Annotated in this window: 13 protein-coding genes; all 13 read left to right on the top strand. The window is 57.6% G+C overall.

What is annotated here, in order from left to right; translation table 11 throughout:
• The first annotated feature begins 9 nt into the window (after positions 1-9).
• The 13 genes from GRI39_RS06450 (at position 10) to murC (ending at position 14,350) form a co-directional block, all read left to right on the top strand.
• On the top strand, positions 10-375 hold the full coding sequence (locus GRI39_RS06450; RefSeq protein WP_160738883.1) for a hypothetical protein: 366 nt from the start codon (positions 10-12) through the stop codon (positions 373-375).
• 55 nt (positions 376-430) lie between these two features.
• Positions 431-1,144, top strand: coding sequence for a Gldg family protein (locus GRI39_RS06445; RefSeq protein WP_160738882.1), 714 nt, complete (start codon positions 431-433; stop codon positions 1,142-1,144).
• 351 nt (positions 1,145-1,495) lie between these two features.
• Positions 1,496-1,996 (top strand): division/cell wall cluster transcriptional repressor MraZ, encoded by a 501-nt coding sequence (locus tag GRI39_RS06440; RefSeq protein WP_343033303.1) that lies wholly within the window; start codon positions 1,496-1,498, stop codon positions 1,994-1,996.
• Positions 1,993-2,934 (top strand): 16S rRNA (cytosine(1402)-N(4))-methyltransferase RsmH, encoded by a 942-nt coding sequence (gene rsmH, locus GRI39_RS06435; RefSeq protein WP_160738881.1) that lies wholly within the window; start codon positions 1,993-1,995, stop codon positions 2,932-2,934. Before GRI39_RS06440 ends, rsmH begins: the two co-directional genes overlap by 4 nt.
• The gene (locus GRI39_RS06430) at positions 2,931-3,446 is read left to right on the top strand and encodes a hypothetical protein (RefSeq protein ID WP_160738880.1); all 516 of its coding nucleotides are present in this window, start codon (positions 2,931-2,933) and stop codon (positions 3,444-3,446) included. The genes rsmH and GRI39_RS06430 overlap by 4 nt, the downstream gene beginning before the upstream one ends.
• On the top strand, positions 3,443-5,164 hold the full coding sequence (locus tag GRI39_RS06425) for a peptidoglycan D,D-transpeptidase FtsI family protein (protein ID WP_160738879.1): 1,722 nt from the start codon (positions 3,443-3,445) through the stop codon (positions 5,162-5,164). The genes GRI39_RS06430 and GRI39_RS06425 overlap by 4 nt, the downstream gene beginning before the upstream one ends.
• Positions 5,164-6,630, top strand: coding sequence for a UDP-N-acetylmuramoyl-L-alanyl-D-glutamate--2,6-diaminopimelate ligase (locus GRI39_RS06420; RefSeq protein WP_160738878.1), 1,467 nt, complete (start codon positions 5,164-5,166; stop codon positions 6,628-6,630). The genes GRI39_RS06425 and GRI39_RS06420 overlap by 1 nt, the downstream gene beginning before the upstream one ends.
• Positions 6,627-8,084: a UDP-N-acetylmuramoyl-tripeptide--D-alanyl-D-alanine ligase gene (locus GRI39_RS06415; RefSeq protein ID WP_160738877.1), complete on the top strand. Its 1,458-nt coding sequence runs from the start codon at positions 6,627-6,629 to the stop codon at positions 8,082-8,084. Before GRI39_RS06420 ends, GRI39_RS06415 begins: the two co-directional genes overlap by 4 nt.
• On the top strand, positions 8,084-9,154 hold the full coding sequence (gene mraY, locus GRI39_RS06410; protein ID WP_160738876.1) for a phospho-N-acetylmuramoyl-pentapeptide-transferase: 1,071 nt from the start codon (positions 8,084-8,086) through the stop codon (positions 9,152-9,154). The genes GRI39_RS06415 and mraY overlap by 1 nt, the downstream gene beginning before the upstream one ends.
• A gap of 9 nt (positions 9,155-9,163) precedes the next feature.
• On the top strand, positions 9,164-10,531 hold the full coding sequence (gene murD / locus GRI39_RS06405; protein WP_160738875.1) for a UDP-N-acetylmuramoyl-L-alanine--D-glutamate ligase: 1,368 nt from the start codon (positions 9,164-9,166) through the stop codon (positions 10,529-10,531).
• Positions 10,528-11,751, top strand: coding sequence for an FtsW/RodA/SpoVE family cell cycle protein (locus GRI39_RS06400; RefSeq protein ID WP_160738874.1), 1,224 nt, complete (start codon positions 10,528-10,530; stop codon positions 11,749-11,751). The genes murD and GRI39_RS06400 overlap by 4 nt, the downstream gene beginning before the upstream one ends.
• Positions 11,748-12,938: an undecaprenyldiphospho-muramoylpentapeptide beta-N-acetylglucosaminyltransferase gene (gene murG, locus GRI39_RS06395; protein ID WP_160738873.1), complete on the top strand. Its 1,191-nt coding sequence runs from the start codon at positions 11,748-11,750 to the stop codon at positions 12,936-12,938. Before GRI39_RS06400 ends, murG begins: the two co-directional genes overlap by 4 nt.
• Complete coding sequence (gene murC / locus GRI39_RS06390) at positions 12,935-14,350, top strand: UDP-N-acetylmuramate--L-alanine ligase (protein WP_160738872.1); 1,416 nt, start codon at positions 12,935-12,937, stop codon at positions 14,348-14,350. Before murG ends, murC begins: the two co-directional genes overlap by 4 nt.
• Positions 14,351-14,418 lie beyond the last annotated feature (68 nt).

Here is a 14,418-nt window from a genome sequence, read left to right as displayed (position 1 = left end):
CTGGAACAGATGGCTACAAATCCTAACAATATGCCCGGACTGGATTCGAAAGGGGCGCGCAATGCTGCCCCTCTCGATATCTCGCGCAAGCAATCTGTTCAGCGTTTGCAGGTGGGCTTTGCTGGGTTGGCGGTTATGATACTGCTCGTCGGATTGGCGAATATTGTGATCGATCAGGCGCAGCAGACTCAGTCTACTGCGGTTCCCGAAGCAGCCCCCACGGTTGCGCCCAAGGATATATCGCAAGGGAGTGACCCTCTGGCTGATGCAGGTGTGGTGCCAGACCTTCCGGCAGAAAAGCCCAAAGACGTGTCGCCTGAGCCGAATATGCTGCCGGAATCGGGCGATGTGGAACCCACACAGATTATACCTTAAATGCTCGTTCTTTTCAGCCTGTGCAGCGCTTATTGCTCTGCTTGGGACTGCGGGGATGGCGAATGCTGCTGCGGCGGAAGCTGCCTCTTCTCAACCTCAGCATGAGAAGCTGGCCCTGATGGGGACTATTCCCATTTATTGGGGAGAGGCAGCAGATCTGGCTGACGTGATCAACGGCACTGCTGAGCCACATTGGGCGAGGGCCGTGCTGGAAGAGACTTATGAGCTTGAGCCTGTCAGCCTGCTCGATGCAGAGGTGCTGTCTAAGCAGCATAACCTCCTGCTTGCTCAACCGCGGGCACTTTCCCCGTCAGAGAATGTAGCGCTGGATGATTGGGTGAGGGACGGTGGGCATGTGCTCATATTCGCTGATCCGATGATGACGGGCCATTCGAATTATCCGATTGGCGACCGGCGGCGACCTCAGGACGTGATATTGCTTTCACCCATCTTGCAGCATTGGGGGCTTTCGCTCTCATTTGATGAAAGCCAATCCTCTGGCGTTCAATCCGATGAGGATGCGGGGGTTTCGCTTCCGGTGCAATTGGCTGGGTCTTTTGCCCTGCAGACAGCCGCTTCGGGTGCTGAATGCAAACTGCGCTTCAGCGGATTGCTTGCCGATTGCCAGATTGGCGCAGGACGTGCGATGATTTTGGCGGATGCGGCGTTGCTGAATCCCGACCCGCTCACAGATTCTGTGGCGGATGATCTGCGTTTCCTGATGCATTGGGCCTATGCCACTCGCGACCTGGGGAAATCACGGGATTAGGTCATAGTTTTGTGTGATTTCGGGGAAAATGCGGGACAGGGTGGAATCACCCCGCCGCATCTTACCGGAAAATAAGAGAAAACCACCATTTTCCGGCAGGATTTCGTTAAGTATTATAGAGCAGGTATTCTATCTAAATTCGTTTAAAAACAATGATTTAAAATGCTATCCCCGAAAATCCCCTGTTTTCCCCTTCCATCCCGCCCTTTCACGGGTTAAGACTTGCTCTATCGGGTAAGTTTCCTGGCATGCGCTCTTTGAATTGAGTGTTTGGCCGTGCGGTTGCACGCGCCTTGCGAGGGGGCTTGTGCCGATGGTGTTTAAACAGGGTGAAACGGGGGCGCTGGCTCAGTGGCCGAGACGCAGCCAATTGGATATAGTGGACAAGCTTTTTCGCTTCGCGGCGAAAAGAGCCGCTATGTTCTGCCGCCAGCGTTTCGTAAGCCTGTCACCGAATCTAGCGGTGGCCGCATTCTGTGCATTGCCAAGCATGAACGCTGGAATTGCCTGACTGGCTTTGGCCTTAGCCGCCGGGGCGAACTTGAAATCCAGATTGATCGTGAAGAAGAGCGTGCTCTGCGCCTTGGTCGTGATTTTGACCGCGATCTGCGGGCGATGCAGCTTTACGGCTTTTCCCAGCTTCCTTTTGATGCCAGCGGCCGTTTTGTGATGCCCGATCATTTGACGGAACTCGGCTGCCTAGAAAAAGGCGTGTTCTTTCAGGGTGCTGGCAGCTTCTTCATGCTGTGGAGCCCGGTAGAACTCTACAAGATGGGTGAAGGCTGGGAGCCTGCGCAAGCGGCCTGTCGTCAACTCGAAATCGAAAATGAAACAAAGGGGAAAAAGGCATGAATGCTCCCCATATTCCGGTGCTGCTTGATGAAGTGATCGCTGCACTTGCGCCGCAGCCCGGCGAAGTGATGGTCGATGCGACCTTCGGTGCCGGTGGTTACACCCGTGCATTGCTGGATACAGGCGCAACCGTTCACGCATTTGATCGCGATCCCGATGCTATTTCTGCTGGCCGCGAATGGGCTGAAACACAGGAGAATCCACCGCGCCTTGTTCTCCATGCACGTCGCTTCTCTGAAATGGTTGAAAGCCTTGGCGAAGCCGGAGTTGAACGGGTGGATGGCCTGACCATGGATATTGGCGTGTCTTCCATGCAGCTCGATCAGGCTGGGCGTGGCTTTGCCTTTTCGCAGGATGGGCCGCTGGATATGCGCATGAGCCAGGAAGGCGATAGCGCTGCCGATTTCCTGAATACAGCCGATGAGAGCGACATCGCCGATGTGCTGTTCCAATATGGGGAAGAACGCCAGTCCCGCCGCGTTGCCCGCGCGGTTGTGGCCGCACGTCCACTGGAAACGACCGCGCAATTTGCTCATGTGGTGCGCAAGGCTCTTGGTTATCGCCCCGGAGCGCCCAAAGATCCGGCTACACGCAGCTTTCAGGCTGTGCGTATTCATGTGAATGCAGAGCTGGAAGAGCTCGATGCAGGTCTGCGTGCGGCGGAACGTTTGCTCTGCCCCGAAGGGCGGCTCGCCGTTGTGAGCTTTCACAGTCTGGAAGATCGGATCGTAAAGCGGTTTTTGCGCGAAGCGTCCGGCGGCAATGCGCGGGGGTCGCGCCACATGCCGCTAATGCCGGATCAGAATAATGCCGTGTTCTCAGATGTGTCCAAGGCCATCCGCGCCACGGATCAGGAAATCGATAGAAACCCACGTTCGCGCTCTGCCACTTTGCGCAGCGCCCGCCGCACCTCAGCACCATTAAGGGAGGTCGTATGACACCGCAAAGCCGCATTCGCCGTATTGGCTGGATCGCCGCTCTCGCCCTGTGTACGGGGCTTTACCTCATGCTGCATTTGAAGGTCCATGCGGTGAGAAGCGATGTCGTGCGCGCGGAACGTCAGATTGTGGGGCTTGAAAACTCCAAGATGCTGCTCGAAACCGAATTTGAAACCCGTTCCAGCCAGCAGCAACTGGCCAATTGGAATCGGTTGGAATTTGGCTACCGTGCGCCTGATTCCGCTCAGTTCATTGAGAATGAGCGCCAGTTGGCAAGTCTGGGCACGCCGCGTGCTGTCGGCGCGCCAGAGCCGATCCGCGTTGCCCGCAATGGCGATGCCAATGGAGCCCCGCCATTTCCACAATTCGTTTCACCGCTGACCGGCAAGCCGCTGGATGAAGCTTTGGTTGAAACCGGCGGTTCGGCACATAGCGGACGTTCAGGCGCGCGCCTTGGTGGTGGCCCGATGCGGATTGCATTGGGGGCTGTAGCGGGGGGTGGTACTGAATGACCTCACTCACAGCGAGTGCTGCTTTGAGCAAAGGACGAGGGCAGCTCGTTCATATCAGACAGCATTCGCTGCTGACGGCCCGCTTGCGGCTGTTGCTGGTCATCGCCGGGTTTACGCTGGTCGCTTTGGCGGCCCTTTTGCGTTTAACCTATATTGGCTTTGTGCAGCCTGCGCCGCAGACTCGCTCTCTGGCAGAAGCGCTGCTCCCTTCGCGCGGGGAGATTACCGACCGGAACGGGGCTCCGCTTGCCCGTGCCTTTCCAGCCTATGCGCTGTGGTATAATCCCAAGGCCATGGGCGACAGTGGCTCTCCACTGGTCAAGTCGCCCGAGAAAGTGGCTGCGAGGCTGAAAGCAATTTTCCCCGACCTTGATGAAAAGCAAGTTGCGGAACAGCTCGCCAAAGGAAAAGCGGGTTATCTGCGCCGCCGAGTTTTGCCTGAAGAAGCCAATCAGGTGCATGAAATTGGCGAAGTCGCACTGGAATTGCCGCAGGAAACAGACCGCTATTATCCGCAAGGTAATATGGCGGCCCATGTCCTTGGCTATGTCGCGGCCGATGGGCATGGCCGTGTAGGCATGGAGCAGGTGCTCGACAAAGTGCTGACCGATCCGGCCACTCGCGGTACACCGCAAAAGCTTTCCATCGACATGCGGGTGCAGGGCGCGCTCGAAGATGAATTGCGGCGCGGGATGCTGATGGTGGATGCCGTGGGTGCTGCTGGCATTGTGCTTGATGTCGATACGGGCGAGGTGATGGCACTGGCCTCGCTGCCGGAATTTGATCCCAACAAGATCGATGCGGCAGGTGAAAAGAACATGTTCAACCGGGTGACTAACCAAGTTTACGAACTGGGTTCGACCTTCAAGCCTTTGAGCGTGGCAGCAGCGATTGATGCTGGTGTGGTGACGGATCTGTCCAAACGCTATCAATCGCGCAAGCCCATTGCGATTGGCGGCTTCCACATTCGGGATAGCCACCCGATGGGGGACACGTTGAACGTGCCTGAAGCGCTGATTCATTCGTCCAACATCGTCACCGCGCAAATTGCGGATGAACTGGGCCCCAAGCGTTTGAAGAAGACAATGGCGGACCTTGGTATGAATGAACGGCCCTATATCGAACTTCCGGCTCGGGGCTTTCCGATCTGGCAGAAAAGCGACTGGGGCCGGTTGCGCGGTATGACGGTCAGCTATGGCCATGGTATTGCGGTGACGCCACTGCATCTGGCTTCGGCCTATGCGGCAATGGTCAATGGCGGAATCTGGCGGCCGGCGACTTTGCACAAGCTTGGGCCGGGCGAGGCACCACGTGGCCGCCGGGTGTTCAAGGCGAGCACTAGCGCTCGAATGAATCAATTACTCCGCATGATTGCGGTGTTTGGCACGGGCCGGAATGCGGATGCGCCGGGCTTTCGTGTGGGCGGTAAAACCGGGTCGGCGGAAAAGCCGGGCAATGGCGGTTATCGCCATCATACGCTGGTTTCGACCTTCGCCGCAGCCTTCCCGATGGATAAGCCGCGCTATGTCGTGATTGCCATGCTGGATGAGCCCAAAGGCACGCAGGCCAGCTCCTATCAGCGTACGGCTGCATGGAACGCAGCACCTATCGTTGGACGACTTGTCCCCCGAATTGGTCCTATGCTGGGGGTGAAGCCTGACAGTTCACGCGATATTGACCTCTCCGATCTGAGGCCGTTGGTGCATGGAGGTGAGTAATGAAGCTGGCGAAACTGTTGCAATCCGTAGGGCGCAATAGCGAAGAACATCTGGATCAGCAGGTAACGGGATTCGCTATCGATAACCGCAAGGTTGCCCCCGGCACAGTATTCGGCGCATTTCAGGGTGCCAAGGTAAATGGCGAGGATTTCATTCCTGCCGCTATTGCTGCCGGGGCCATTGCCATCGTTGCGCGGCCTGAAGCCAAAGTCGAAGGCGCGCTGCACATTGCCGATGACGAGCCGCGCCGGGCGTTTGCATTGCTTGCCGCACAGTTTTTCCGCCCGGTGCCTGAAACGATTGTGGCGGTGACCGGAACCAACGGCAAAACCTCCACCGCCGAAATGACCCGTCAGATCTGGCGGATGACTGGGGAACGTGCGGCGTCCATTGGCACGCTGGGTGTGACAACACCGGATGAAAGCGTTTCTACCGGCCTCACCACGCCCGATATTGTGACCTTTTTGTCCAATATGACGGGCCTTGCCCGTGAAGGGGTGAGCCATGTCGCCTATGAAGCATCAAGTCACGGTCTGTCCCAGTTCCGCAATGAAGGGCTGCCCGTAAAGGCTGGTGCTTTCACCAATCTTAGCCGCGATCATCTCGATTATCATGCCGATATGGATGATTATTTCGCAGCCAAGATGCGCTTGTTTGATGAAGTGGTCGTGGATGATGGTGTGGCAGTCATCTGGGCCGATGATGCTTGGTCTGCTAGGGCTATTGCCCGTGCACAGCAACGCGGATTGCAGGCTTTTACTGTCGGCCAGCAGGGCGAGAGCATTCGCCTGCTTGATCGGCAGGCGGGGCAATTGGGTCAGGAATTGACCCTCAGCTTTGATGGTGTTGAGCGCAAGGTGAAGCTTTCGCTCATCGGTGCCTATCAGGTTTCCAATGCGCTGGTTGCGGCGGGTCTGGCGATTGCTACTGGCAGCGATCCGGTGCGGGTATTTGATGCGCTGGGCCGTTTGCAGCCGGTGCGTGGACGGTTGGAGCGCGCGGTGATTACTGCCGTCGGCGCACCGGTCTATGTCGATTATGCCCATACGCCTGATGCGCTTGGCGCAGCCATTGAAGCCTTGCGCCCGCATGTTGCAGGCAAGCTCATCGTGGCCTTTGGTGCAGGCGGGGACCGGGACAATGGAAAGCGCGCGCCGATGGGCAGCGTGGCGGCTGAACTGGCGGATGTGGTGATCGTCACTGATGACAACCCGCGTGGTGAAGATCCGGCCGCAATTCGCGCGCAAGTGCTTGAAGGCGCACCCGAAGCTGTGGAAATCGGCGATCGCAGGGAAGCCATTTCCGCCGCAATCCGCCAAGCTGGCCCTCAAGATATTGTCCTGATTGCAGGCAAGGGGCACGAGCAGGGCCAGATCATCGGCTCAGGGGAGGCAACAAAAGTGCTGCCATTTGACGATGTAAGCGTAGCGCGTGAATGCGCAGCGCAGGCGGGGGTTAACGCATGAGCGCTGTCCGACAGGTTCTCCATTGGCCGCAGCGCAAACGCGATGCGTTGCCGATCAGCCTGTGGGATGCACCCTCTCTTGCGACTGCGGTGGATGGTGTGGCCAGCGGCAGTTTCCGTGTTTCGGGCGTCGAAATTGACAGCCGTGATGTCAGCCCTGGTGATCTGTTCTTCGCATTGCGCGGTGAATCCATGGATGGGCACCGCTTTCTTGATAAAGCCTTCGCCAATGGGGCTACAGCCGCAATTGTTGATCGTCCGATTGACTGGCCACATATCCTTGTCAGCGATACCAATGCCGCCTTGGAAAAGCTCGCAGCCGCAGCGCGGGCACGGGTTCGCGGGCAAATTATTGGTGTGACCGGCTCTGTCGGCAAGACGGGGGTGAAGGAAGCGATTTTCGCGGCGCTTGAGCGTTCCAGCCGGGGCGCGGCCCATCGCTCCATCCGCAGTTATAACAACCATGTCGGTGTACCTTTGAGCCTCGCACGGATGCCCGCACGCAGCCGTTATGGCATTTTTGAAATGGGGATGAATCACAAGGGTGAGATTGCCGGATTGACTGCGCAGGTGCGCCCCAATGTGGCGGTCATCACCACCATCGCTCCCGCTCATATTGAAAATCTTGGCTCTGAAGAAGCGATTGCCGATGCCAAGGCGGAAATCTTCGCTGGCATCGTCCAGGGCGGTACAGCGGTGATCCCGGCAGACAGTGTCCATTTTGAACGTTTGCGCAATGCAGCGCTTGGCTGTGGCGCAAAAGTTCTGAGCTTTGGCCGCTCACGTGATGCCGATATTCGCCTGCTTGATGCTATCCCAGCGGCCAATGGCGGTTCTCTTGTCACCGTGGCGCTCGGTGATGAACGCCTGTGCTACGGTGTGGCGGAACCGGGTGATCACTGGATTTCCAATTCGCTTGCGGTGATGGGCGCGGTGAAGGCGGCCGGTGGTGATCTGGGTGCAGCCGGGCTGGCACTGTCCGAAATGGGCGGCCTCAAAGGGCGTGGCGCGCGGCATAAGGTTCATGCCCCCGGTGGCCATGCCTTGTTCATAGACGAAAGTTACAACGCCAATCCGGCTTCCATGCGGGCCACTCTGGCGCAATTGGGGCAGACGCCCGCATCGCGCCGTATCGCAGTTCTTGGGTCTATGAAGGAGCTTGGAGATTTCGCTGAAGGCTTCCACGCGCAGTTGGCAGAACCGCTGCTGGAAGCTGGAGTGGATTTCGCCGTGCTGGTTGGTGACGAAATGACGGCCCTCGCGCGGGAATTAGACCACAATGCACAAAAGGCGCTTGGCAAGGTCATTCCCTTTGCCCATTGCGCCGGACCGGGCGAAGCTATTGCAGCATTGGAGGAATTTGGTCTCCTTGCTGGTGATGCCGTTCTCGTCAAAGGATCGAATTCGGTGGGGCTGGGGCGCGTTGTTGCGCACTTCACCGCCAGGGAAAACTAATGCTCTATTATCTTGCACAATGGGTTGGTTTTGAAGGCGTTCTGAACCTTATCCGGTATCAGACCTTCCGCACCGGCGCAGCTTTGCTGACCGCTTTGCTGATCGGTCTCGTGATTGGCCCGCGCTTCATCAATATGCTGCGTATTCGGCAGGGTAAGGGCCAGCCGATTCGTGAAGATGGCCCCAAAACGCACCTCGCCAAGCGGGGGACGCCCACCATGGGCGGATTGATGATTCTCATTTCGCTGACCATTTCCATGCTTCTGTGGATGGACCTGGCCAATCCTTTCGTCTGGGCCTGTATCGCGGTAACGCTGGGTTTCGGGTTGATCGGCTTTATGGATGATCTCGATAAGGTGACGAAGGCCAGCCACAAAGGCGTTTCAGGCAAAGTGCGATTGTTGCTGGAATTTATCGTGGCCGGCATCGCTTCGTGGATCATTGTCAGCCAACTCAGCACCAATCTCTATGTGCCATTCTTCTCGGACCGTGCCATTCCGCTGGGGCCGTTTTATTATATTTTTGCAGCGGTTGTGATCGTGGGTGCCGGCAATGCGGTGAATCTGACTGACGGGCTGGACGGGCTGGCCACCATGCCGGTTATCATCGCAGCGGGCACTTTTGCGATTATTTGCTATCTTGTGGGCCGGGTCGATTATTCCGCCTACCTCGGTATCCCTTATGTTCCGGGTGCGGGGGAACTGGCTATTCTGTGCGCTGGCATCATGGGAGCAGGGCTTGCTTTCCTGTGGTTTAACGCGCCACCCGCCGCCGTGTTCATGGGCGACACGGGCAGCCTTGCCCTGGGCGGTGCCCTGGGCGCTATCGCCGTGGCCGCGCATCATGAAATCGTGCTGGCAATTGTTGGCGGTCTGTTTGTTCTGGAAGCGGCTTCGGTGATTATTCAGGTCTTCTTCTTTAAGCGGACCGGCAAGCGGGTGTTCCGCATGGCCCCCATTCATCATCATTTTGAACAGCTTGGCTGGGCTGAAAGCACAGTCGTGATCCGCTTCTGGATTGTGTCGATCGTTTTGGCCATTATCGGCCTTGCGACATTGAAACTGAGGTAAGCAGCGCCAGTGATCACATCACCTGCCTTTTCGGATAAGAATTACGCGGTCCTCGGGCTCGCGCGATCCGGGCTGGCCGTTGTGGAGGCGCTTCTGGCCAGCGGAGCGAGTGTTACTGCATGGGACCGGCAAGACAATGCGCGTGATCAGGTGGCGGGCCGTGCGACATTGGCCGATCCGCTGGAAATCGACCTTACATCCTTTGACGCGGTGATCGTGTCCCCAGGTGTGCCACTCAACATTCATCCGATTGTTGGGAAAGCCCGCGCTGCCGGTGTTCCGGTGATCGGGGACATTGAACTGTTTGCGCAGGCCCGCGCTGATCTGCCGGAACATCGGGTGATCGGGATTACCGGGACCAACGGCAAATCCACCACCACCGCACTGGTTCATCATTTGTTTGAGCAAGCCGATGTTCCGGTGCGGATGGGCGGGAATATTGGCCTGCCGATTCTGGGACAGCACCCGCTGGAGCCTAATGCGCAAGGGGCAGGAGTCTATGTACTGGAGCTTTCGAGTTATCAGATTGACCTGACCCAAACGCTGGCCTGCGATGCCGCAGCACTGACCAATATCTCACCCGATCACCTTGATCGCTATGATGGTTTTGCCGGATATGCAGCCAGCAAGGCCCGGCTGTTCGCTATGCAACAGGCAGACCAATTTGCGGTGTTCGGTTGTGCCGATGCTGAAACCTGCGCCGTACAACAAGCCGAAACCGCACGCCGGAAGCGAGGCCGTGCTGTGTGTGTGTCACCAGAAGGTTGGGCTGATCTGCAACAGAACTGGCCGTCACTTCAGGGACCGCATAATTTTCAAAATGCCATGATCGCGATTTCTCTGGCGCGCGAGTGTGGCCTGTCTGATGAACAGATATCCCAAGGCCTTGCGAGCTTTTGTGGCCTTCATCATCGGATGGAGCGGCTGGGCGAATATGACGGTGTCCTTTATATCAACGATAGCAAAGCCACCAATCCCGCCTCCACTGCGCCAGCGCTGGCAGCCTTTCCCCCTGCACCAGAACGGCGGATTCACTGGATTTGTGGCGGCTTGCCCAAGTCAGACAGTCTGGATGAATGTGCGCCTGCCTTTGGTAATGTGGTGGCTGCTTACACGATAGGTGAAGCTGGCCCGCATTTTGCCCATCTGCTTGAACCGGTGATGCATGTTGAACGCTGTGAAATGCTGTTTGAAGCTGTTCACCGTGCCAAGGCAGCAGCCAGGCCCGGCGATGTTGTTCTATTCTCACCGGCCTGCGCCAGTTTCGATCAGTTCCGCGATTATGAAGTGCGCGGCGATACATTCCGCGCCATTGTCGAAAATCTAGCCGAAGATGAAGAAGGCATCTGCAGATTGACTGGCAGGCCGAAAACATGACCACGGCCCGTCCCTATATCCCCCGCGCGGGTGAACCTTCTTCGGCCAGACCTAAATTCCCGCAAAACCGTAAGACAATGCTCAAAATCTGGTGGCGTGAAGTCGACCGGGTTTTGTTAGGGTTGGTCCTCGCGCTAATGCTCATCGGGTCTGTGGCGGTTGCCGCGGCATCGCCTGCCAGTGCACGCCGCCTGTCCACCTCGCATACCGATCTCGGGGACCTCTATTTCTTCTGGTATCACCTGCGCTGGCAGTTTCTGGCCATTCTGGTGATGCTGGGCGTGTCCATGTTTCCGCGTGAATGGGCGCGGCGGATGTCCATTTTGCTATGCGCGGCAATGGTTCTGGCGCTGTTTCTGGTGCCCTTTATCGGGGTCGAAGTGAATGGTGCCAAACGTTGGCTGAATTTCGGTATCCGCTTTCAGCCGAGCGAATTCTTAAAGCCAGCCTTTGCCATCGCTACGGCCTGGATATTGTCCTGGCGGATGCGTGACCCTAACTTGCCGGTCATCATGATCAGCGGCGCTTTGCTGACAGTCGTTTGCGCTTTCATGATGATGCAGCCTAATCTGGGTGACACGATCCTGTTTGTGGGCTGCTGGCTGGTCATGGTGATGCTGGCGGGCCTGCCGATGCAGGGCATTGTCTGGTTGGGCGGTGGCGGCGTGGCGCTGCTCGCTACAGCCTATATGTTTTACGACAATGCCCGGCACCGTATCGATGCCTTCCTTGGCGGCGGCACGGCTTACGATCAGGTGGACCTTGCCCGCCGCACGCTCATGGCTGGCGGCTGGACCGGCAGCGGTTTATGGCTCGGTATTCGCAAGATGAGCCTGCCTGAGGCGCATACAGACTATATCTTTTCCGTCATCGGGGAGGAATTTGGCCTGCTGATTTGCGGTCTGGTAGTGCTCGTTTATCTGGCCATTGTCCTCAGGGTGCTCATGCGGTTATTTGATGAAGATGATTTGTTTACCATTTTGGCTGCATCTGGTCTCATCACATTGTTTGGCGGGCAGGCATTCATCAATATCCTCGTGAATTTGCAGCTTTTCCCTTCTAAGGGCATGACTTTGCCCCTCGTGAGCTACGGGGGGTCATCCACTATCGCGCAATGCTTCACCATCGGCTTGCTTCTGGCGGTGACACGGCGCAATCCCTTCCTGAGCCGCGCTAAATTCTCGCTGCGTGGCGCCTTGGAAAAGAGACCTGCTGCATGACTCGTGCAACGAAACATTATGTTCTCGCCGCTGGCGGGACAGGTGGCCATCTGACACCTGCTTTTGCGCTGGCCTATGAACTGGATCGGCGCGGCCATCATGTCGAACTGATCACGGATCGGCGCGGGGCGGAAATTCCCGGTAAGCCGGATTTCCTCACAGCCCATATTCTGCCAGCGGGGCGCTTCGGCAAGAACCCGCTGAAATGGCCTCAGGGTATTTCAGCAGTGATGGAAGGTCGGCGCATGGCGCTGCGCCTGTTTGATAGTTTTCAGCCAAGCGCGCTGGTGGGCTTTGGTGGCTATCCGGCTTTGCCTGCGCTTTTGGCCGCTAGCTCGGCTGGTCTGCCAAGCGTGATTCACGAACAGAATGCCGTGCTGGGCCGGGTGAACCGGTTGCTGGCAGGCAAGGTCAATGCTATTGCCACATCCTATCCCGAAGTGGACCGCTTGAAGCCGCAATATGCAGGCAAGGTCGAACTGGTGGGCAATCCGGTGCGCCCTGCGGTGCTGGCATTGCGCGAAGAACCGTTCCCGCCTTTCATCGATGGCGGCTTGCTGCGCGTTCTGGTGACGGGCGGGAGCCAAGGCGCGCGCGTATTGTCTGAAGTGGTGCCTGATGGTCTGGCGATGTTGCCGCCTGCCCTGCGCGCGCGTCTGCAAATTACGCAGCAATGCCGCCCGGAAGATCTGGAAGCGGTGCGCAAGCGTTATGCCAGCCATGAAATTCCGGCAGAGTTGGCGACATATTTCGAAGATATGGAAGCGCGGCTGGCAGACGCCCATCTGTTTATTGGCCGGGCAGGGGCCTCGACCATTTCCGAACTGACTGCTGTCGGGCGTCCGGCTATTCTCATTCCGCTGCCCATTGCAACCGATGACCATCAGGCGGCAAACACGCGCGAGATTGTGAAGGCGGGTGGTGCCCGTGCAATCCGCCAGCCCAATTTTACTGCCAAGGAACTGGCCAAGCAGATTCAGGCGCTGGCTCAGCATCCTGAAACGCTGGCCAATGCAGCCCATGCTGCATGGAATTGTGGCCGCCCGGATGCGGCGGAGAAGCTGGCTGATCTGGTGGAGAGCTTTGGCGGGGCGCCCATTCAGGATGTGATCCGCGTGAACACAGGAAAAACAGCGACGCAAGGCAGCCCTAGCGGTGCCGTCGCAACTCAGGAGATGTCCGAATGAAGGGCGTAGCCACAGATATTGGCACGATTCACTTTGTGGGCATTGGCGGTATCGGCATGTCCGGTATTGCCGAAGTGATGCACAACCTTGGCTATAGCGTTCAAGGATCAGATATTGCTGAAGGGGCGAGCGTTCAGCGCCTGCGCCAGCGCGGCATTCCGATCTATATCGGCCATGCCAAGGATAATGTGGATGGGGTGGCCGTGGTGGTGACCTCTACCGCCGTGAAGCGCGATAACCCCGAAGTGGCCGCAGCGCTGGAAGGCCGTATTCCTGTGGTGCGCCGGGCAGAAATGCTGGCTGAGCTGATGCGCTTGAAAAGTACCGTGGCCGTAGCTGGCACGCATGGCAAAACCACCACCACATCGATGGTGGCGGCGCTGCTGGATGCTGGCGGGGTGGACCCCACGGTTATTAATGGCGGGATCATTGAAAGCTACGGCTCCAATGCGCGGCTTGGTGATAGTGACTGGATGGTGGTGGAGGCCGATGAAAGCGATGGCAGCTTTTTGCGGCTTGATGGCACCATTGCGATCGTCACCAATATCGACCCCGAACATCTCGATCATTACGGCTCCTTCGAAAAGGTGAAGCAGTGCTTCGTCGAATTCATCGAAAATGTGCCCTTCTATGGTGCGGCGATGCTGTGTATCGACCACCCGGAAGTGCAGGGCCTGATCTCGAAAATTCGGGACCGCCGTGTTGTGACCTATGGTTTTTCAGCGCAAGCCGATGTGCGTGGCGATAATGTGCGCCCGCATGTGGGCGGCAATCTGTTTGATGCGGTTATTCGGGAACGCGATGGCACTTTGCGGCGGATTGAGAATATCGATCTGCCGATGCCGGGTCGCCACAATGTCCAGAATGCGCTTGCTGCTGTGGCTGTGGCGCTGGAAATGGGCTGCGCAGAAGATACGATCCGCACCGGTTTTGGCAAATTCAGCGGCGTGCGCCGGCGCTTTACCCGTGTGGGTGAAGTGGCAGGCGCGACGGTGATTGACGATTACGCGCATCACCCGGTGGAAATTCGTGCTGTGCTTGCGGCCGCGAGGGAATCGTCGACCAACCGGGTGATTGCCGTGATGCAGCCCCATCGCTTCACGCGTTTGCGTGATTTGATGGATGAATTTCAGACTTCGTTCAACGATGCGGATAAGGTCTTCGTGACACCGGTCTATGCTGCCGGGGAATCGCCGATTGATGGCGTTGATGCAGAACATCTGGTGCAAGGCCTCAAAGACCGTGGGCATCGTTCGGTGCAAACGATCGCCGGGCCGGAAGAGCTGGCCGAGCAGTTGGCGGTTGCGATTGAACCGGGCGATTTGATTGTTTGCCTTGGGGCAGGGGATATTACCCGCTGGGCGGCCAATCTTGCTTGCGACATTTCCGGCCGGAAAGAGCTTTCCGCATGATGCAATATGGGGATCATATTCCCACCGGGGTTGGTGATGCGCCGGGATCCGGCGAAGCCCTTCCGCCT

Source organism: Altericroceibacterium indicum (genome assembly GCF_009828105.1).
GTDB lineage: Bacteria > Pseudomonadota > Alphaproteobacteria > Sphingomonadales > Sphingomonadaceae > Altericroceibacterium > Altericroceibacterium indicum.
This window is presented reverse-complemented; position numbering and strand designations above follow the sequence as displayed.